This is a genomic window from Aminobacter sp. MET-1 (assembly GCF_026521175.1).
Taxonomy (GTDB): domain Bacteria; phylum Pseudomonadota; class Alphaproteobacteria; order Rhizobiales; family Rhizobiaceae; genus Aminobacter.
In genome coordinates this window covers 143,953-162,408 of record NZ_JAMSHL010000011.1, presented here as the reverse complement: position 1 = coordinate 162,408, position 18,456 = coordinate 143,953, and the positions used below count along the sequence as shown (strand labels likewise).

17 protein-coding genes are annotated in these 18,456 nt (G+C 65.1%); 12 read left to right on the top strand and 5 right to left on the bottom strand.

Annotated elements, in window-relative coordinates; all coding sequences use genetic code 11:
- Positions 1 to 54 precede the first annotated feature (54 nt).
- A complete protein-coding gene (locus tag NDO48_RS16930; protein WP_267321832.1) occupies positions 55 to 507 on the bottom strand; it encodes a nucleoside deaminase in 453 nt (150 codons plus the stop codon).
- 76 nt (positions 508 to 583) lie between these two features.
- On the opposite strand from NDO48_RS16930, the gene NDO48_RS16925 reads away from it, so the two are divergent.
- From NDO48_RS16925 to NDO48_RS16905, 5 genes are all read left to right on the top strand, one after another.
- Entirely contained in the window at positions 584 to 2,740 is a 2,157-nt protein-coding gene (locus NDO48_RS16925) for a pseudouridine synthase (RefSeq protein WP_267321831.1), read from the top strand.
- Positions 2,740 to 3,294 (top strand): 16S rRNA (guanine(966)-N(2))-methyltransferase RsmD, encoded by a 555-nt coding sequence (gene rsmD / locus NDO48_RS16920; RefSeq protein WP_018427196.1) that lies wholly within the window; start codon positions 2,740 to 2,742, stop codon positions 3,292 to 3,294. The genes NDO48_RS16925 and rsmD overlap by 1 nt, the downstream gene beginning before the upstream one ends.
- Positions 3,295 to 3,406: 112 nt before the next feature.
- Positions 3,407 to 4,780 carry a M16 family metallopeptidase gene (locus NDO48_RS16915; protein WP_267321830.1) on the top strand — a complete coding sequence of 458 codons (1,374 nt, stop codon included), beginning with the start codon at positions 3,407 to 3,409 and terminating at the stop codon, positions 4,778 to 4,780.
- A 4-nt stretch (positions 4,781 to 4,784) separates the two neighbouring features.
- On the top strand, positions 4,785 to 6,140 hold the full coding sequence (locus tag NDO48_RS16910; protein ID WP_267321829.1) for a M16 family metallopeptidase: 1,356 nt from the start codon (positions 4,785 to 4,787) through the stop codon (positions 6,138 to 6,140).
- Entirely contained in the window at positions 6,137 to 6,958 is an 822-nt protein-coding gene (locus NDO48_RS16905) for a patatin-like phospholipase family protein (RefSeq protein ID WP_267321828.1), read from the top strand. Before NDO48_RS16910 ends, NDO48_RS16905 begins: the two co-directional genes overlap by 4 nt.
- A gap of 3 nt (positions 6,959 to 6,961) precedes the next feature.
- Here NDO48_RS16905 and NDO48_RS16900 read toward each other — a convergent pair whose 3' ends face one another.
- The gene (locus NDO48_RS16900; protein ID WP_267321827.1) at positions 6,962 to 8,392 is read right to left on the bottom strand and encodes an MATE family efflux transporter; all 1,431 of its coding nucleotides are present in this window, start codon (positions 8,390 to 8,392) and stop codon (positions 6,962 to 6,964) included.
- A gap of 154 nt (positions 8,393 to 8,546) precedes the next feature.
- On the opposite strand from NDO48_RS16900, the gene NDO48_RS16895 reads away from it, so the two are divergent.
- The 6 genes from NDO48_RS16895 to lpxK all read left to right on the top strand — a co-directional run bounded on the left by NDO48_RS16895 (position 8,547) and on the right by lpxK (position 14,141).
- Positions 8,547 to 9,890 carry a TldD/PmbA family protein gene (locus NDO48_RS16895; protein WP_267321826.1) on the top strand — a complete coding sequence of 448 codons (1,344 nt, stop codon included), beginning with the start codon at positions 8,547 to 8,549 and terminating at the stop codon, positions 9,888 to 9,890.
- On the top strand, positions 9,877 to 10,686 hold the full coding sequence (locus NDO48_RS16890; protein WP_267321825.1) for a 3'(2'),5'-bisphosphate nucleotidase CysQ: 810 nt from the start codon (positions 9,877 to 9,879) through the stop codon (positions 10,684 to 10,686). Before NDO48_RS16895 ends, NDO48_RS16890 begins: the two co-directional genes overlap by 14 nt.
- A 77-nt stretch (positions 10,687 to 10,763) precedes the next feature.
- Complete coding sequence (locus NDO48_RS16885) at positions 10,764 to 11,012, top strand: DUF4170 domain-containing protein (protein ID WP_018427203.1); 249 nt, start codon at positions 10,764 to 10,766, stop codon at positions 11,010 to 11,012.
- Complete coding sequence (locus NDO48_RS16880) at positions 11,012 to 11,800, top strand: lysophospholipid acyltransferase family protein (protein ID WP_416377207.1); 789 nt, start codon at positions 11,012 to 11,014, stop codon at positions 11,798 to 11,800. The genes NDO48_RS16885 and NDO48_RS16880 overlap by 1 nt, the downstream gene beginning before the upstream one ends.
- Positions 11,797 to 13,113 (top strand): lipid IV(A) 3-deoxy-D-manno-octulosonic acid transferase, encoded by a 1,317-nt coding sequence (gene waaA / locus NDO48_RS16875; protein WP_267321823.1) that lies wholly within the window; start codon positions 11,797 to 11,799, stop codon positions 13,111 to 13,113. Before NDO48_RS16880 ends, waaA begins: the two co-directional genes overlap by 4 nt.
- Positions 13,114 to 13,115: 2 nt before the next feature.
- Entirely contained in the window at positions 13,116 to 14,141 is a 1,026-nt protein-coding gene (lpxK, locus tag NDO48_RS16870) for a tetraacyldisaccharide 4'-kinase (protein WP_018427206.1), read from the top strand.
- Between the two features lie 6 nt (positions 14,142 to 14,147).
- Here the strand turns inward: lpxK and NDO48_RS16865 are convergent, their stop codons facing one another.
- Both NDO48_RS16865 and NDO48_RS16860 read right to left on the bottom strand, forming a co-directional pair.
- The gene (locus NDO48_RS16865) at positions 14,148 to 14,381 is read right to left on the bottom strand and encodes a DUF2093 domain-containing protein (RefSeq protein WP_267321822.1); all 234 of its coding nucleotides are present in this window, start codon (positions 14,379 to 14,381) and stop codon (positions 14,148 to 14,150) included.
- Positions 14,382 to 14,522: 141 nt separating this feature from the next.
- On the bottom strand, positions 14,523 to 15,449 hold the full coding sequence (locus NDO48_RS16860) for a LysR substrate-binding domain-containing protein (RefSeq protein ID WP_018427208.1): 927 nt from the start codon (positions 15,447 to 15,449) through the stop codon (positions 14,523 to 14,525).
- 90 nt (positions 15,450 to 15,539) lie between these two features.
- Here NDO48_RS16860 and NDO48_RS16855 point away from each other — a divergent pair, with 90 nt between their 5' ends.
- Positions 15,540 to 16,433, top strand: coding sequence for a DMT family transporter (locus tag NDO48_RS16855; protein WP_018427209.1), 894 nt, complete (start codon positions 15,540 to 15,542; stop codon positions 16,431 to 16,433).
- A 71-nt stretch (positions 16,434 to 16,504) separates the two neighbouring features.
- Here NDO48_RS16855 and mutL read toward each other — a convergent pair whose 3' ends face one another.
- Positions 16,505 to 18,385 carry a DNA mismatch repair endonuclease MutL gene (mutL, locus tag NDO48_RS16850; protein WP_018427210.1) on the bottom strand — a complete coding sequence of 627 codons (1,881 nt, stop codon included), beginning with the start codon at positions 18,383 to 18,385 and terminating at the stop codon, positions 16,505 to 16,507.
- Positions 18,386 to 18,456 lie beyond the last annotated feature (71 nt).

The window sequence follows — 18,456 nt, the reverse complement described above, 5'->3', positions numbered from 1 at the left end:
CAGACTGAGCGAACGCCCTGACTGGTTCAGGGCGTTGTCGTTTTTGGAAGGCGACTAGTCCTCGCGCCGGTCCTTGAAGAAGCCCTTAAGCATCTCGGAGGCGCGTGTTTCGCCGATGCCGGCATAGACGTCTGGCGCGTGATGGCAGGTCGGGGAGGTGTAGAAGCGGACGCCGCTGACCACCGCGCCGCCCTTGTCATCAGCCGCGCCGAAATAGAGCCGGCGCAGGCGGGCAAACGAGATCGCGGCGGCGCACATCGTGCAGGGCTCGAGCGTCACGTAAAGGTCCAGCCCGGTGAGCCGCTCCTGGCCGAGCCGCTCACACGCTTCGCGGATCGCCAGTATCTCTGCGTGTGCTGTGGCGTCGTTGAGTTCGCGGGTGCGGTTGCCGGCACGTGCAACAATTTCGGTGCCGCGCACGATCACTGCGCCGATCGGGACCTCGCCGCGCGCGGCTGCTGCCTCGGCTTCGGCGAAGGCCTGCGCCATGAAGTCCGGTCGTTTCACGCCTCAACCATCCTGTTACCCCTCGCTAACCCCTTAGCTTCCTGTTATCTAGCCGCCGAAAAGGGCAAAGGCCACCATGGACGACGATCGAAAGAAATTCCCGCGCAAGGGCGGCTCGAAGCCTGGCGGCGCAGGCAGCCGCGATGCGGGACCCAAGAAATTCGGCAAGCCGCGCAGCGAAGGCGGCGGCAAGCCCTTCGCCAAGAAGCCGTTCGTGAAGCGTGCTGAAGGTGCTGAGGGCGGTGAGCGTCCGAAGCGCGACTTCCGGCCGCGCGACGGCGAGGGACGTCCCGAGCGCTCGTCGGCACAGTTCCGCAAGGGGCCACGCCCCGAGGGCAAGCCCTACGAGAAGCGTGAAGGCGGCGACAGGCCCTATCGTGCGCGTACAGCTGAGGGGGGCGAGCGCCCGCACCGCGAGTTCCGCCCGCGCGACGGCGAAGCTCGCGCTGAGGGCGGCGAGCGCCCGTTCCGCAAGGGCCCGCGTCCCGAGGGCAGGCCCTATGAGAAGCGCGAGGGCGGCCGCTCCTTTGGTGGCGATAAGCCTTATCGTCCGCGTCCGACGGAAGGTGGCGAGCGTCCGCATCGCGAATTCCGTCCGCGCGACGGCGAAGCTCGCGCCGAGGGCGGCGAGCGTCCGTTCCGCAAGGGCCCGCGTCCCGAAGGCAAGCCTTATGAGAAGCGCGAGGGCGGCCGTTCCTTTGGTGGCGACAAGCCTTATCGTCCGCGTCCCGCTGAAGGCGGCGACCGTCCGCACCGCGAATTCCGCCCGCGCGACGGCGAAGCTCGCGCTGAAGGCGGCGACCGTCCGTTCCGCAAGGGGCCGCGCCCCGAGGGCAGGCCCTACGAAAAGCGCGACGGCGAGGCGAGGGCGTTCCGTCCGCGCCCCGATGGCGACCACCGCCCCAAGGCAGATGGATTCAAGCCGCGTTCGCGCGGTGCCGAGGACGCAGCGGAGCCGGGCGAGCGCATTGCCAAGCGCCTGGCGCGCGCCGGCATCGCCTCGCGTCGCGATGCCGAGGAGCTGATCGCCGCCGGCCGCATCAAGGTCAACGGCAAGGTGCTCTCGTCGCCGGCGTTCAACGTGATGCCCGACGATGTCATCTTCCTCGACGGTACCGAGATTCCGCCGATCGAGCGCACCCGGCTGTTCCTGTTCCACAAGCCGGCCGGCGTGGTGACAACCAATCGCGACCCGGAAGGCCGCAAGACCGTCTTCGACGTTCTGCCAGCCGAACTGCCGCGCCTGATGACCATCGGCCGTCTCGACATCAACACCGAGGGCCTGCTGCTGCTCACCAATGACGGCGGGCTGTCGCGCGTGCTCGAGCTGCCGGCAACCGGCTGGCTGCGCCGCTATCGCGTGCGCGTTCACGGCAAGATCGAGCAGAAGCAGCTCGACGAGCTCAAGGATGGCATTGCCATCGATGGCATCTTCTACGGTTCGGTCGAAGCGACGCTCGATCGCGAGCAGGGCTCCAACGCCTGGATCACCATTGGCCTGCGCGAAGGCAAGAACCGCGAGGTCAAGAACATCCTCGGTGCGCTCGGCCTCGAGGTAAACCGCCTCATCCGCATCTCCTACGGCCCCTTCCAGCTCGGCGAGCTGCCGGAAGGCCACGTCCAGGAGATCAAGGGCAAGATGCTGCGAGACCAGCTCGGCGAGCGTCTGATCGAGGAGTCGGGTGCCAATTTCGACGCCGACATCGTCAAGCCTTTCTCCAACAAACCGACGTTCCGCCGCGAGGAACGTCGCGACGACGATGCGCCGCGCGCGCCGCGTGCCGCCCGTCTCGACATCGGCGAGGGCGGCCTGATCAAGAACCGCAAGCGCGATCGCGAGCGTCACCGTGAGGAGGTGCTGGGCCGCCTGTCGACCGAGCGCCCCAGCTTCGGCGACAAGCCTGGATTTGGTGACAAGCCAAGGTTCAGCGACAAGCCCAAGTTTGGTGATAAGCCCAAATTTGGCGACAAGCCCAGCTTTGGCGATCGTCCAAAGTTCGGCGGCAAGAAGGGCGACGAGCGCGAGAAGAAGCCGTTCGAAACCCCCGGCGCACGCAAGGCCAATGTCTGGATGGCGCCGGGCGCACGTCCGCAGAGCGAAAAGGCCAAGGCTGACGCCGCGGCCAGGCCGCGCTCCGACAAGCCGCGCTTTGACAAGCCCAGAGGCGACAGGCCGGCCGGCGGCGTACCGCGTGGCGGCAAGCCTGGTGGTCCGCGCAAGGGCCGCGGCTGATGCGCGTAGTCGGCGGTGAATTGCGCGGCCGGGCTCTGGCCACGCCGCGCGATCACGCCATCCGTCCGACGACCGACAGGGCGCGCGAGGCCGTCTTCAATGTGCTCGCGCACCGTTTCGGCGATCGGCTCGAAGGCGCGCGGGTGCTCGACCTCTTTGCCGGCACAGGTGCGCTCGGCATCGAGGCGCTGTCGCGCGGCGCGTCCTACTGCGTCTTCATCGAGGAAACGGCCGAGGGGCGCGGCCTGATCCGCACCAATGTCGAGACCTTCGGGCTGACAGGCCGCACCAAGATCTTTCGCCGCGATGCAACTGGCCTTGGTGACGCCGGCACGCTGGGGCCGTTCGGCCTCGTCTTTGCCGATCCGCCCTATGGCAAGGGACTTGGCGAACGTGCCCTGCGCTCGGCCCGCGCCGGCGGCTGGCTGGCGCCGCGCGCGCTTTGCGTCGTCGAGGAAACGGCTTCGGTTGCTTTCGAGCCCGGCCCGGGCTTTTCGGTCGTCGACGAACGCTCTTATGGCGAAACCGTGGTTCGCTTCATCGAAGCCGAATAGCCATTGCGCCTGACTTCGGCCTTTTTCGGCGGCGAAGATTACCAACAATTCACTTCCCGCCGCATTTCGACGGAGCCTATAAGGCGAGCGCGTCCATATTCAGAGGCAATCGATGATATTCGGATTCATGCGAGCGAAAGGCTCGCTGCCGGCGGCACTCGCTCTTGGCCTGGCCTGGACAGCGCCGGCGTTGGCGGAGGCGCCCAGCAAGGAATGGGCCGTCTCCAGCTACACTCTTGATAATGGCATGCAGGTCGTGGTCATTCCCGACCATCGCGCTCCGATCGTCACCCACATGGTCTGGTACAAGGTCGGCAGTGCCGACGAAGCGCCCGGCAAGTCCGGCATCGCCCATTTCTTCGAACATCTGATGTTCAAGGGCACGACTAATCACAAGGCGGGCGAGTTCGGCCAGAAGGTGGCCGAGATCGGCGGCAGCGAAAATGCCTTCACCACTTACGATTACACGGCCTATCACCAGACGGTTACGCCTGCCGCGCTCGAAACCATGATGAGCTACGAGGCCGACCGCATGCGCAATCTCGTGCTGACAGACGCGGTGATCGGGCCCGAGCGCGACGTGATCCTCGAGGAGCGCCGTTCGCGCATCGACAGCAATCCCGGCGCGCTGCTCAGCGAGGAGGTCGACGCGACTCTCTTCCAGAACGAGCCCTACCGTTTCCCTGTCATCGGCTGGATGAACGAGATCGAGAAGCTCAACCGCACCGATGCGACCGAGTTTTACAACAAGTACTATGCGCCCAATAACGCGATCCTGATCGTGGCGGGCGATGTCGAGCCGGAAGCGGTCAAGGCGCTGGCCGAGAAGACTTATGGTAAGATCGCTCGCGGACCGGATCTGCCGCCGCGCGTGCGTCCCGCCGAGCCCGAGCAGAACACCAAGCGCACGGTCGAGCTGAAGGACGAGCGCGTGTCGGTGCCGAGCTTCTCGAAGGCGTGGGTCGTGCCGTCCTACCAGACGGCGAAGGACGGCGAGGCCGAGGCGCTTGACGTCCTGTCCGAAATCCTCGGCGGCGGCAACCGCAGCCGGCTTTACCAGAGCCTGGTGGTCAAGGACGGCATAGCCTCATCGGCGGGCGCCTATTTCGAGGGCACGATGGTGGGCGAAACAAGCTTCGGCGTTTTCGGCGCACCGCGCGGCGAGGAGGGGCTCGAACAGGTCGAGGCCGCGATCGATGTTGAAATCCATCGTATCATCAATGACGGCGTCACCAGGGACGAACTGGACAAGGCCAAGGACCGTTTTGTCCGCGCCATGATCTTTGCCCGTGACAATCAGTCGAGCATGGCCAACATCTATGGCAGCACGCTGGCAACCGGTGGCACGGTTGCCGACATTGAGCGCTGGCCAGAGCGCATCCGCGCGGTCACCGCTGAACAGGTCAAGGCGGTTGCCGCAAAGTACCTCAATCCCGACCATTCGGTCGCCGGCTATCTGCTGCCGGCTGATACGGCAGAGAAGTGACCCGATGAGCACGTTCATGGCAATGCGTTTCAGGCTCTTCGTTTCGGCAACGACCTTGACACTGGCGATGGTGTTTCTGGTCCTGCCGGCAGTGGTGGCGGCGCGCGCCGAGGTCCGCATTCAGGAGGTGACATCTGCAAAGGGCATCACCGCCTGGCTGGTGGAAGATTACTCGGTGCCGATCATCGCGATCCGTTTCCGCTTCGACGGTGGCAGTTCGCAGGACCCCGCCGGCAAGGAAGGTCTCGCCAATCTGATGACCGGTCTGTTCGACGAAGGTGCCGGCGACCTCGACAGCAACACCTTCCAGACCAAACTCGACGAAGCCGGCGCGGAAATGAGCTTCAACGAGAGCAACGACGCAGTCGGCGGCGCGATGCGGATGCTCGCAGACCGACAGGACGAAGCCTTCGAGCTTCTGAAGCTGGCGGTGGAGACACCGCGCTTCGACCAGGCGCCGATCGATCGTATCCGCGCCCAGGTCGTCTCCGGTATCGTTGCGAATGCACGAGATCCCGAGACGCAGGCCGCGCGCAAATGGGCCGAGGCGATCTACACCGATCACCCCTATGCCCGCCCGGATATGGGCACCGAGAAGTCGCTGGCGACGATCACTGCCGACGATCTGGTTGCCTTCCACAAGGCCAATTTTGCCCGCGACAATCTCCGTGTTGCCGTCGTCGGCGCCATCGACGCCGACACGCTGAAGAAGAGGCTGGATGAGCTTTTTGGCGACCTGCCCGAAAAGTCAGCGCTCAAGCCGGTCCAGAAGGTCGAACCCAAGCTCGGCCAGCAGATGCATGTCAAGTATCCGTTGCCGCAGACGTCGCTTCAGCTTGTCTATCCGGGCGTTCCGCGCGAGGAGCCTGACTTCATGGCTGCCGCGCTGATGGACCAGATTCTCGGCGGCGGCACATTCTCGTCCCGCCTGTTCGATGAGGTGCGCGAGAAGCGCGGGCTGGCCTACAGCGTCAGCTCGGCCCTGATCAACCAGAAGTACGCGTCATCGCTGGTTGTCTCGACTGCGACCCGCTCGGACCGCTCCGCCGAAACGCTCGGCGTGATGCGCGACGTCATCCGCAAGATGGCGGAGGACGGGCCGACGCAGGCCGAACTCGATGCCGCCAAGAAGTATCTTCTCGGCGCCTACGCCATCAACAATCTGGATTCTTCCAGCGCGATTGCCGGAACCTTGGTCGATCTCCAGGTGGACAAGCTCGGCATCGACTATATGCAGCGCCGTATCGACATCATCAATTCGGTCACGCTCGACCAGGTGAAGGCAGTTGCACGCAAGCTCCTGTCGGTCGATCCTGCGGTGATGATCCTCGGTCCCATGGCTGCGGAGGGCAAGGGTTGAGCAACACTTTCGCACTCGCCTTGGGGGGCGGCGGCGCGCGCGGGCTCGCTCATATCCATGTCATCGAGGCGCTGGATGAACTCGGCATCAAGCCGGTCGCAATAGCCGGGTCGTCGATCGGCGCCATCATGGGTGCCGGCATGGCCGCCGGCATGACCGGCAAGGAGATTCACGAACATTCGCGGCGCGCGCTCGGCAGCGCCTCCGAGTTGGCGTCGCGCATGTGGCGGGCACGTCCCGGCACGCTGTCGGAAATGGTCGAAAGCGGTATCCGGGTCACCCAGTTCAATGTCGAACGTATCGTCAAGGCATTCCTGCCGGAGTCGGTGCCTTCGACATTCGAGGAGCTGAAGATACCGCTCAAGGTCACCGGAACCGACTACTTCGGCCACAGCCTCGCGGTGTTCGACCAGGGCGACCTGTTTTCGGCGCTCGCTGCATCGGCGGCCATTCCTGCGGTCTTCAAGCCGGTGACGCGTGGCAACACGCTCTATATCGACGGCGGCATCTACAATCCGGTGCCGTTCGACCTGCTCGATGGCCTGGCCGACCACATCATCGCCATCGACGTCGTTGGCGCGCCGTTCGAAAACGGCCGCAAGATGCCCAATTCCATCGATCTGATGTTCGGCGCAACGCAGCTGATGATGCAGTCGATCATTGCCAACAAGCTGAGCCAGAGCCAGCCGGACATCTTCCTCAGACCCCCGGTTTCCCGCTTCCGGGCGCTTGATTTCCTCAAGATCGACCAGGTCATGGCCGAGACGGTGGCGCTCAAGGACGAACTCAAGCGCGCCGTGGACGAAATCCTGCAGTAGCGACTACTGCAGGGTCGAGGCCTTGCCTGTGGAGAAGGGCGACTGTGCTGCCGGCGGCGGCGCGGGCACCGGCTCTTCCACATGCATCGGCTCACTGGCGATCGCCCGCACCACGCGGAAGCAGACCAGCATCGACACGACGCCGAAGACCACGGCGCCAAGGCCCCAGCCGGCGATGACGCCGGTCGCGCCCCAGTAATGCGCGCCAACCCAGACGAAGGGCATGACTCCAAGTGTCGAGCGGCCCCAGTTGAAGACGGTCGAATAGGTCGGATAGCCGAGATTGTTGAAGGCAGCACTCGACACGAAGATCGCGCCGTTGAACAGGAAGCTGCCGGCAGCAAAGAGGCAGAAGAACACGACCAGATCGCGCGCCACGCCATGCACGCCGAAGGCGCTGGCAATGGGATGGGCGAAGGCGGCGAGCAATGCCCAGACCACAAGCACGTAGCCGATGGTGAAGAGCAGGCTGTCGCGCATGGTAGATGTCAGGCGATCGAATTTGCGCGCGCCGTAGTTCTGCCCGAGGATCGGCCCGACCGCGCCGGACAGCGCGAAGATGACGCCGAAAGCGACCGGCACCAGCCGGCCGATGATCGCCCAACCGGCCACCGCCTGGTCGCCGAAGGCGGCGATCTCGATTGTCACGAAGGCGTTGCCGACGGGGGTGGCGACCTGCGTCAACATCGCCGGCAGGCCGATGGCGAAGAAGGGCTTCACCGCCGCACGCAGTTCGGTCAGGTCAGGCAGCTTGATCAACTTGTGCACGACGTGGGCGCCATGAAGCCCGATGGCGAGCATCACGCAGCGCGAAAGAGCGGTGGAAATGGCCGCGCCGTCGAGACCGAGATCGAAGCCGAAGATCAGTAGCGGGTCGAAGATCGCCGCGGCGACGCCGGCGCCGAGCGTCACATACATGGCCCGGCGTGCGTCGCCGACGCCACGCAGGATGCCTGTGGCGCACATGCCGAGCGCCATGATCGGGAAAGACGGCATGACGATCTGCAGGAAGCGGGTGGAGAGATCGAGTGTCGCCCCTGTTGCGCCCAGCATCGAAAGCAGCGGGCGCAGGAACGGCATCGTAGCGACCGTGACCAGAAGCGTGGCTAGCCCCATGAACACCATCGAGGCGCCGCCCATGCGCGCGGCTTCGTCGCGCTGGCCGCGCCCGAGGCAGCGGGCAACGAGCGCGCCGCAGGCGATGGTGAAGCCTATCGAAATCGAGACGGTGAAAAACAGCAGTGTCGAAGCAAAACCGACGGCTGCAGCCAATTCCTCGATGCCGAGCATGGAAATGTAGAACAGGTTCAGCGCGTCGACGATGAAGATGGCGATCAGCCCCACCGAACCGGTCGCCGTCATCACGATGACGTGTCGCATGGTCGAACCGGTGGTGAATTTGGCCGGCATTGCGGCCTGCGGCTGACTGGACATGCTGATTTCCCAATGATTTCGACGGCGAGAAGCCGCTGCGAGGCCGTTTGATCACGCGTCCGCCCATTGCACAAGGCGGTCAGGGACAATAGATGGGTGGTACAGGCCGCGCGCCCCGGGTGCCGGAAGAGCCGCAAGCAATCGGAACACGCTCATGAACGATACCAACGACGCCGCGAAATTGGCCGACCGGGTGGCGAGCCTCGTCGAGGCTGCAAAAAGAGCCGGTGCCGACGCAGCCGATGCGGTGGCGGTGCGTGGACGCTCCACCAGTGTTTCGGTGCGTCTCGGCAAGGTCGAGGGCACCGAATCGTCCGAGAGCGAGGATGTTTCGCTCCGCGTCTTCATTGGCAAGCGGGTGGCGAGTGTCTCCGCCAACGCTTCGTCTGACCCGAAGACGTTGGCCGAGCGTGCGGTGGCCATGGCCAGGGTGTCGCCTGAAGATCCTTTCCAGGGACTGGCCGATGCGTCGCAGTTGGCCAAGTCGCAGGTCGATCTCGACCTGTTCGATGCAACTGTGGTTTCCGCCGAGCAGCTCAAGGAAGATGCGCTTGCGGCCGAGGAAGCCGCTCTCGCCGTCAAGGGCGTCACCAATTCGTCCGGAGCGGGCGCGGCCTCCGGACTGGGCGGCATGGTGCTTGCGACGTCGCATGGCTTCGTCGGCCATTATGTCGGCTCGCGCTTTTCACGCTCTGCCAGCGTCATTGCCGGCGAGGGCACGGCCATGGAGCGCGACTATGAATATTCCTCGCGTCCCCATTTTGCCGATCTGGACGCCGCCGATGAAATCGGCCGCAAGGCAGGTGAGCGCGCTGTCAAGCGACTGAACGCGCGCAAGGCGGCCACCGGCCCGGTCGATGTCGTCTTCGATCCGCGCGTTGCCCGTGGCATCGCCGGCCATCTTGCCGGCGCGATCAACGGTGCGTCGGTTGCCCGCAAGACCAGCTTCCTGCGCGACATGATGGGCAAGCAGGTGGCATCTGCCGCAATCACGGCAGTCGACGAACCGCTGAAGCGCCGTGGCCAGGCATCGCGTCCCTTCGACGGCGAGGGCGTCGAGGGCTCGACGCTGAAGATGGTCGAGAACGGCGTGCTCAATCACTGGTTCCTGTCGACGTCGGCGGCCCGCGAACTCGGTCTCGTCACCAACGGCCGCGGCGTTCGTGGTGGCTCGTCTGTTTCGCCGTCTTCGACCAATTTCTCCATCGAGCCCGGCGACAGGTCGCCCGAGGAGCTGATCCGTTCGCTGAAGAGCGGCTTCTACGTGACCGAGGTCTTCGGCCAGGGCGTCGATATGGTGACCGGCGAATACAGCCGTGGTGCTTCGGGTTTCTGGATCGAGAATGGCGAGCTTGCCTGGCCGGTGTCGGAGGTGACGATCGCCTCCAACCTGAAGGACATGTTCCTGCGCATGGTGCCGGCAAGCGACCTCGATCGCAACTATGGCACGGCGGCGCCGACCCTGCTGATCGAAGGCATGACCCTTGCCGGAAACTGAGATCGCAGACAAAGCCGACATCCTTGCCGACCTCGAACTGCTGCGCGATGCGGCAGCCGAGGCGGGTCGTATCGCCATGCGCTATTTCCGCCAGAGCCCGGAAGTGTGGTTCAAGGGCGGCAACTCGCCGGTCAGCGAAGCCGATTATGCCGCCGACCGCTACCTGCGCGAAACGCTGATGGCGGCGAGGCCCGATTATGGCTGGCTGTCGGAAGAGACCGCCGACAGTCTCGACCGCCTGAAAGCCCGCCGCACCTTCGTCGTCGATCCCATCGATGGCACGCGCGGCTTTGTCGAGGGCAGGACCGCCTGGTGCGTCAGTGCCGCGGTGGTCGAGAATGGCCGCTCGCTGGTTGGTGTGCTCGAATGTCCGGCGCGTGAAGAGACCTATTGGGCGACATCGGGTGGCGGCGCCTGGCTCAATGGCCGCCGGATTGCTGTTCGTGCTGCCGGTGAACGGCTCAGCATCGCCGGGCCCAAGCCGATGATCGACCGACTGCCCGAGGAGTGGCAGGTCAGGCTCGACCGCGAGGCCTACATTCCTTCGCTTGCCTATCGCGTCGCCAAGATTGCCAGCGGCGCGCTGGACGCCACCTTCGTCAAGCCCAACGCGCATGACTGGGACATTGCCGCCGCCGAGCTTATATTGAGCGAAGCAGGCGGCCGGCTGCTTGACAGCAGCGGGCACTTGCCTGCCTTTGCTGGCGAGAAAATCGTCCATGGGGCGCTGATGGCCGGCAGTGGCGAACTGCTCGACGCCATGGCCGAGGTGATCGCAGCCCACGACGGGCAATAGAAACTGGAAACTGTTCCAAAACGGCCCGCTTTGGTCTAGATCAGGCGGACCCCGCATATGATGAATCAAGGACTGAGATGGCCGAAGAAGACGGTAAGAAGCAGCTTTTGCACCTGGTATTCGGCGGCGAGCTGAAGACGCTCGGCGGCACGGAATTCCGCGACCTCGACGCGCTCGACATCGTCGGCATCTACCCCGACTACAAGTCGGCCGAACTGGCGTGGAAGGCCAAGGCCCAGGCGAGCGTCGACAACGCGCATATGCGCTATTTCGTCGTGCATCTGCACAGGCTGCTGGAGCCGGACGCGAAGGCGGCCGGCAACTGATGGAGCGGTCCCGCATGGCGTCGCCGGCCGTGAGGCCTGCGGCGAAGAAGAAGCGTGCCAAGTCGGCGACCAAGAGTTTCTGGCGCCGCATTCGCGAACCACTCGCCAAGTCGCGCTTTGCCAAGGGCGCGATTGCGAGCCTGTTTGCAGGTGCGCTGCGCTTCATCAAGCTGACCAACCCTTACGCGAAGGGCTCGTTCGAACTCGCAGGCGGCGACTATGCCGACAGCGAGCCGCTGATCATCGGGCTCTGGCACGGACAGCATCTTTTGGCCCCGGCACTGTATCCGAGCCAACGCGGCCTCGTCGCCATGGTCTCGCGCAGTGCCGACGCCGAGTTGAATGCGCTTGTCATCAACAAGTTCGGCATCGAGGCCGTGCGCGGCTCCGGCGGCCGCGACGCCAAGCGCGTTGAAAAAGGTGGCGCGACTGCCTTGATCGGCCTCAAGAAAGCGCTCGAGGCAGGCAAGAACGTCTGCATGATCGCCGACATTCCGCATGGCACGCCGCGCGACGCGGGCATGGGCATCGTGCTTCTGGCGCGCTTGTCCGGCCGCCCGATTGCGCCCGCAGCCATCGCCACCAGTCGTCGCAAGGTGCTGGAGAAGAGCTGGGATAAGACCACCATCAACCTGCCATTCGGCCGCTGCGCTATTTTCCTGGCGCCGTTGATCGAGGTTCCTGCCGATGCTGACGATGCCGAAATGGAGCGCAAGCGTCAGGAACTGACGGCCGCCATCAACTACGCCACCGAGCAGGCATACCGCATGGTGGACAGCGACAAATGAGCGAACGCTGGGCCCGCACGATACTGGGAGCCTACCGTTATGCGGGCGCTGCTGCCTATCCAATGGTCGGCGGTTACGTTGCTTGGCGCGCCTCCAAGGGCAAGGAAGACAAGAATCGCCGCCGCGAGCGCTATGGCGTAGCCAGCCGCGAGCGCCCGGAAGGGCCGCTGATCTGGTTCCATGCGGCCAGCGTCGGCGAAACCATTGCCGTGGTGCCGCTGATCGAGTCCATCCTCGACTTTGGCATCAACATCGTTCTGACCACCGGCACCGTGACCTCGGCCCAGGTTGCCGATGAGCGGCTCGGTGGGCGCGTCATCCACCAATATGTCCCGCTCGACCTCAAGCCGGCGGTGAGCCGTTTCCTCGACCACTGGCATCCCGACCTGGCGATCATCGCCGAATCCGAGATCTGGCCGATGACGATCCTGGAACTCGGCGCACGTCGCGTGCCGCAGATCCTCGTCAATGGACGCCTGTCGGACCGTTCGTTCAAGTCGTGGAAGAAGCGCTCCTTCATTGCCGAGGCCTTGTTCGAGAACATGGCGCATGTCGTGGCGCAGTCCGAGGTCGATGGCGAGAGGTTCCGCGCGCTCGGCGCCCGCCCGGTGACCGTTTCCGGAAATCTCAAGGTCGACACGCCACCTCCGCCTGTCGACGAACGCGCCCTGCATGCGGTCCAGCGCCAGATCGACCGCCGCCCGACCTGGGCCGCGGTCTCGACCCATGACGGCGAAGAGGTCATGGCGGCAGAGGTGCACGCCATGCTGCGCAACCGCCATCGTGGGCTGCTCACCATCATCGTGCCACGTCACCCTGAAAGGGCTCCTGCGCTGCTCGAGCAGTTCGCGACGATGGGCTTCAACGTGGCGCGGCGCAGCACCGGCGACCGCATCATGCCCGACACGGACATCCTGTTGGGCGATACGATCGGCGAGATGGGGCTTTACCTGCGGCTGACCGAGATCGCCTTCGTCGGGCGCTCGATGACCTCGACGGGCGGGCAGAATCCGCTCGAGCCGGCCATGCTCGACACCGCCGTGCTCGCCGGCCGCAACGTCCAGAACTTCCGCGACACCTATCAGCGGCTGATCGAGCGTGGCGGCGCCAAGATCGTACGCGACCGCGACATGCTTGCCGGCGCGGTCAACTTCCTGCTCGGCAACGAGATCGCTCGCCATGACATGATGGCTGCAGGGGCTTCGACGGTCGAGGAGATGCGCGGTGCGCTTGCCCGGACGCTGAAGTCACTCGAGCCCTTCATTCATCCCCTGATCGTTCAGTCGCGTCTCAAGGGCGCAGGCGGGAGGTAGAGATGGCCAGCGAAGCGCCTCCTTTCTGGTGGGAAAAGCCGGATTGGCGCGCCTTCGCGCTCTACCCGGCCTCGGCACTTTATGGTGTCGTCGCCGGACGCCGCATGAAGAAGGCCAAGCGCGAGAAGATGCCCGCGCCCGTGCTCTGCGTTGGCAACTTCACCGTCGGAGGCACCGGCAAGACCCCGGTGGCCATAGCGCTCGCCAAGCAGGCCAAGCGCATGCAACTGGTGCCCGGCTTCCTGTCGCGCGGCCATGGCGGAAGCTTCGCCGAACCGCACATCGTCGACGCCCATCACGACAGCGCCAAACATGTCGGCGACGAGCCGCTGCTTTTGGCCGAACACGCGCTGGTGGCGGTGTCGACCAATCGTGCCGCCGGCGCGCGCATGCTCATCGAGCGCGGCTGCAACTTCCTGATCATGGACGACGGCTTCCAGAGCGCGCGCATCCATATCGACTACGCATTGGTGGTGGTCGATGCGCGGCATGGCCTTGGCAACGGCCACATCATCCCCGGCGGCCCCATGCGAGCGCGGCTGACGGACCAGCTTTTCTACGCCGACAGCATTCTCAAGATGGGCGAGGGCGACAAGGCGGACGCCGTTGTGCGCAAGGCTGCCCGCGCCGGCAAGCCGATCTTCACGGCCTCGGCCCGTCCGCGCAACAAGAGGCAGTTCAAGGGGCGCCGCTTCCTTGCCTTTGCCGGCATCGGCCACCCGGAGAAATTCTTCGATACGTTGGCCAAGGCCGGTGGCACGGTGGCGCTGGCGAACACCTTTGCCGATCACCATTTCTACCTGCCGGACGAGCTGGACGATCTGGCCGCTGCCGCCCAGGCGGGTGAACTGGAGCTGATCACCACCTCCAAGGACGCGGCAAGGCTGCGTCATGGCGCGGCATCGCCGGAATTCCTCGAAAGCCTGAATGTGCTCGAGATCGATGCCGTCTTCGACGTCGAGAACGCGCCCGAGCGCATCATCGGCGAGACGCTCGAAGCCTGGCGGCGCCGGAAGGTCGGCGGCTGACGGCGCTTATTTGCGCTTGCGCAGGTCCGGATTCATTTCGATTTCACGTTCCAGCGAAACCGTCGCATCGCGATAGGGCTCCTGGCGCGCCACGCTCCAGTATTTGAGCTCGTCGAGCGGGATCGACTCGCCCGTGACAGCGCAGCGCACGAACGAGCCGGGGCTCGTCACCTGGAAATCGCCGTCGAGATAGCGGATACGGGCTTCGCGCGCGCCGGGGCCTTCGAAACGGTTCATCATGGGCTTTCGCTCAACTTCCTGGTGCCGATCTCAGGGGCGATCGTCGGCGGATCGCTGGAAATCTACAGTCTTTTTCGCCCTTTCTGAAGGGCAGGCTGCTCTGTGCCCGGCTTTTACGGTCACAAAATGTCGGAGGTCAAGCTAGCTGTCTTCCGACAGGAACCGTTCGATCGTCTCGGGCGCAAGCCTAGCATGACGGCCGATGCGCCGCGCCAGTTCGGCAGCTGCCGTTCTCGTTCGTCCGACTGGCCGATCGAGCCAGTAGGAGACGGGATTAAGCGCGCGCCGGCTGTCGACGGCGACGAGGTGTCCAGCCCTGAGTTGGTTTTCGGTCAGCGGCGGCCGGGCAAGCGCTATGCCGAGGCCGTGGCTCGCCGCCGAGAGCACCAGATTGTAGTCCTCGAACCGCCGGTCCTGCGGGCGAGGGCGATAGTCGAGGCCGTAGGCACCGAGCCATGAGCGCCAGCTCGCCGCGTCCGAATCGTGGATCAGCGGAAAGTCGAGCAGCCGTTCAGGGCTGCCATCGCCGATGCGCGCCGCAAGCTCGGGCGAGGCGATGGGGAAACAGTGCTCCTCGAACAGCTGCGTCGAGACACGTCCGGGAACCTTGCCGCGACCGCAGCGGATGGCGAGGTCGATGCCATCATCACCGAGATCCGCCTGTCGCATGTCGATGTCGAGCACGACCCTGAGCCTGGGCGTGCCGGTCTCGAGTTCCGCCAGCCGCGGCATCAGCCACAGCCCGGCAATCGACGGAAACGAACTCAGCCTCACCACGGCCGCGCCGCGCGGCTCGACCCAGCGGTCAGTGGTGTCCGAGATCAGAGAGAAGGCCTCGCTGGTGCGCAGATGCAGCCGGTATCCATCCGCCGTCAGCGCCACACCCCGGGCACCGCGCTCGAACAGTCGGAAGCCGAGCCAGTCCTCTAGCTTGGCGATCTGCCGGCTGATGGCGCCATGCGTCATATTGAGCTTCTCGGCGGCCGCCGAGAAGCTGCCGGCACGGGCCGCCGCCTGGAAGGCGCGCAACGTTTCGAGCGGCAGCATTGGTTCCGAGCTGTGATCCATGCTCACAGCTGAGCCTTGATTTATTCGTTTGTCAATCAGCTGGGGGTGAGCGAAATCTGGATCGTAGACCCGAACTCACGAGGCCCAGCCATGACCGTCCAGACCAGCACGTTGAATCCGACACAGGCGCCTTCCGCCGTGACCGTCCTCGCTGTGGTCGTGACGATCGTCGGCTGGGCCTCGTCCTTTCCGGCCATTCGCGCCGGGTTGGGCGCCATAGGGCCGATCGAGCTGGGCGCCCTGCGCTTCGCCATCGCCGCCGTCCCCTCGGCGATCTACCTGATGATCCTGAGACCGGCCTTACCGGCGCTGAATGAACTCTGGCGCTTCGCCTTCGGCGGCGCGATCTTCGTCGCGCTCTACACGGTGCTGCTGAACTACGGCGAGATGACAGTGTCGGCGGGTGCTGCGAGCTTCATCATCAACGTCAACCCGATCATCACGGCCGTGCTGGCGATGATCCTGCTGGGCGAGCGTTTTCCTGCATTGGCATGGGCCGGCACGTTCCTGTCGTTCACCGGCATCGGCATAATCGCGCTTGGCGAAGGGCAGGGGCTCACCTTCAACACCGGTGCATTGCTGATCCTGGGGTCGGCGCTGTGCACATCGATCAACAGCATCGTCCAGAAGCGCCTGTTCAGCCGCCATCGTCCGCTGACCGTGTCGGCATGGAACATGATCCTCGGCGCACTCTGCCTCGCGCCGGCGCTGCCCAGCGGTATTGCCCAAATGGCGGCTGCCGACGCCGAGCCGTTCTGGTCGGTCATCTATCTCGGCATCGTACCGAGCCTGATCGCTTATGCCAGTTGGTCGGTGGCCCTGTCGCGCTTGCCGGCGTCACGCGCCTCGAACTTCATGTACTGCGTGCCGCCTGTGGCCGTGCTCATCGGCTTCGTCTGGCTCGGCGAGACCCCTGGCCTCTTCGGTATAACAGGCGGTGGGCTGGCGCTGGCAGGCGTGGTGCTGGTCAATCTGAAGCGCTGAGAGCAAGTCAACACCGCCGTTTCACGCTCCCATTGCGGCGTCAGGTGACAACACCTGGCGCCGTGAAGCATCTAGCGGCGGCCGAACAGCTTCTCGATGTCCGCGAGCTTGAGCTCGATATAGGTCGGGCGACCGTGGTTGCAGGTGCCCGAACCTGGCGTCGCCTCCATCTGGCGCAGCAGCGCGTTCATTTCCTCCGGCCGCAGCCTGCGGCCCGATCGCACCGAGCCATGGCAGGCCATGGTGGCGGCGATCGCATGCAACCGTTCCTTCAGCGTGTCAGCCGTGTCGCTGTCGGCGATCTCATCGGCCAGATCGCGCACCAGCTGGGCGACATCGGTTTCGCCCAGCATGGCCGGCGTCTCACGCACGGCGACAGCCCCTGGGCCGAAACGTTCGACGCCGAGGCCGAAGCGGGCCAGCATTTCCGAATGCACCGCCAGCCGCTCGGCGTCTTCTTCCGGCAGGTCGACGATCTCGGGCAAAAGCAACATCTGCGAGGGGATCGGGCGTGAGTTCAGCGCGTTCTTCAGCGCCTCATAGACCAGCCGTTCATGTGCTGCGTGCTGGTCGACGATGACAAGCGAATCCCTGGTCTGCGCCACGATGTAGTTTTCGTGCACCTGCGCGCGGGCGGCGCCCAGTTCCGTCTGCAACAGCGCCTCGATCACTTCCGTCTGGCCGGCGCGGGCGTCGGCGCTGTGCAGCGGCCCGGCGTCGAAGCTCGCCTGCACCGCCTCGGCGAAGCCCGTGTCGAGCGGTCGGAACGGCGAGTGCGCGACATCGTAGTCGGCGACAGGCGCGCCACGGAAATCGGATCCGAAGCTTGGCGAAGACGAGGCTCGAAACTCGGGATTGTAGCTGCGGTGGTTGGCCGAAGGGCCGGGATGGCCATAGCTTGGCCCGCCGGGCCGGAACGCCCCCATCATCGCCTGCGTGCCCGTCGTTGCCGGCCGGATGCCTGCATTCGCCAATGCCTGGCGGATCGCGCCGACGATCAGACCGCGAACCAGCCCGGGATCACGGAAGCGCACGTCGGCCTTGGCCGGATGGACGTTGACGTCGACATAGGCCGGGTCGAGTGTCAGGAACAGAACGGTCACCGCATGGCGGTCGCGCGGCAAGACGTCGGCATAGGCGCCGCGGATCGCCGAGGCGATCAGCTTGTCGCGCACAGGCCGGCCGTTGACATAGGCATATTGCTGCAGCGCGTTGGCGCGTGTGTAGGACGGGATCGAGACGTGGCCTTCGAGCCGAACGCTCTCGCGCGCAGCATCGATGGCGATCGAATTGTCGGGGAAGTCGGTTCCCATCACCTGGGCAATGCGGCCGATCCGTCCGTCCGTGTCATCGCCGGTGGCCGAAAGCTCGAGCGTCGAGCGGTCGGTACCCGACAGCGTGAAGCGCACGGCGGGGAAGGCAATGGCGATGCGCTTGATCGTATCGGCGATGGCTGTGGCCTCGGCCCGCTCGGTCTTCATGAATTTGAGCCGGGCCGGGGTGACGTAGAACAGGTCGCGCACCTCGACCGTCGTGCCGCGATTGCTCGGGGCCGGACGCACGGCAGCGATGCGGCCGCCCTCGACCGAAATCTCGGCGCCGCTGTCGGCTGCCTTGGTGCGCGAGCGGATGGTGAGTTTCGACACCGAGCCGATCGACGGCAGCGCCTCGCCGCGGAAGCCGAGCGAGCGGATGTCGTGGATGTCGTCGGAAAGCTTGGAGGTGCAATGGCGCGAGATTGCCAGCGCCAACTCGTCCTCCGGCATGCCGGACCCGTCATCGACGACACGGATCAGCCCGAGCCCGCCGCCCGCGGTCGCCACCTCGATGCGCCCGGCGCCGGCGTCGAGCGCATTCTCGACCAGTTCCTTGACCACGCTGGCAGGTCGTTCGACGACCTCGCCTGCGGCGATCTGGTTGATCATCGTTTCGGAAAGCTGGCGAATGGGCATCGGAAGACTATAGCGGGATTCGGTTGGGCTGGGACAGGTGCATTGCGGGGAGCTGGGCCATCCACAGTGAA

Coding starts and splice junctions, on each gene's coding strand:
- NDO48_RS16925 (WP_267321831.1), top strand. CDS start 584: ATGGACGACGATCGAAAGAAATTCCCGCGCAAGGGCGGCTCGAAGCCT.
- rsmD (WP_018427196.1), top strand. CDS start 2,740: ATGCGCGTAGTCGGCGGTGAATTGCGCGGCCGGGCTCTGGCCACGCCG.
- NDO48_RS16915 (WP_267321830.1), top strand. CDS start 3,407: ATGATATTCGGATTCATGCGAGCGAAAGGCTCGCTGCCGGCGGCACTC.
- NDO48_RS16910 (WP_267321829.1), top strand. CDS start 4,785: ATGAGCACGTTCATGGCAATGCGTTTCAGGCTCTTCGTTTCGGCAACG.
- NDO48_RS16900 (WP_267321827.1), bottom strand. CDS start 8,392: ATGTCCAGTCAGCCGCAGGCCGCAATGCCGGCCAAATTCACCACCGGT.
- NDO48_RS16895 (WP_267321826.1), top strand. CDS start 8,547: ATGAACGATACCAACGACGCCGCGAAATTGGCCGACCGGGTGGCGAGC.
- NDO48_RS16885 (WP_018427203.1), top strand. CDS start 10,764: ATGGCCGAAGAAGACGGTAAGAAGCAGCTTTTGCACCTGGTATTCGGC.
- NDO48_RS16880 (WP_416377207.1), top strand. CDS start 11,012: ATGGAGCGGTCCCGCATGGCGTCGCCGGCCGTGAGGCCTGCGGCGAAG.
- waaA (WP_267321823.1), top strand. CDS start 11,797: ATGAGCGAACGCTGGGCCCGCACGATACTGGGAGCCTACCGTTATGCG.
- lpxK (WP_018427206.1), top strand. CDS start 13,116: ATGGCCAGCGAAGCGCCTCCTTTCTGGTGGGAAAAGCCGGATTGGCGC.
- NDO48_RS16865 (WP_267321822.1), bottom strand. CDS start 14,381: ATGATGAACCGTTTCGAAGGCCCCGGCGCGCGCGAAGCCCGTATCCGC.
- NDO48_RS16860 (WP_018427208.1), bottom strand. CDS start 15,449: ATGGATCACAGCTCGGAACCAATGCTGCCGCTCGAAACGTTGCGCGCC.
- NDO48_RS16855 (WP_018427209.1), top strand. CDS start 15,540: ATGACCGTCCAGACCAGCACGTTGAATCCGACACAGGCGCCTTCCGCC.
- mutL (WP_018427210.1), bottom strand. CDS start 18,385: ATGCCCATTCGCCAGCTTTCCGAAACGATGATCAACCAGATCGCCGCA.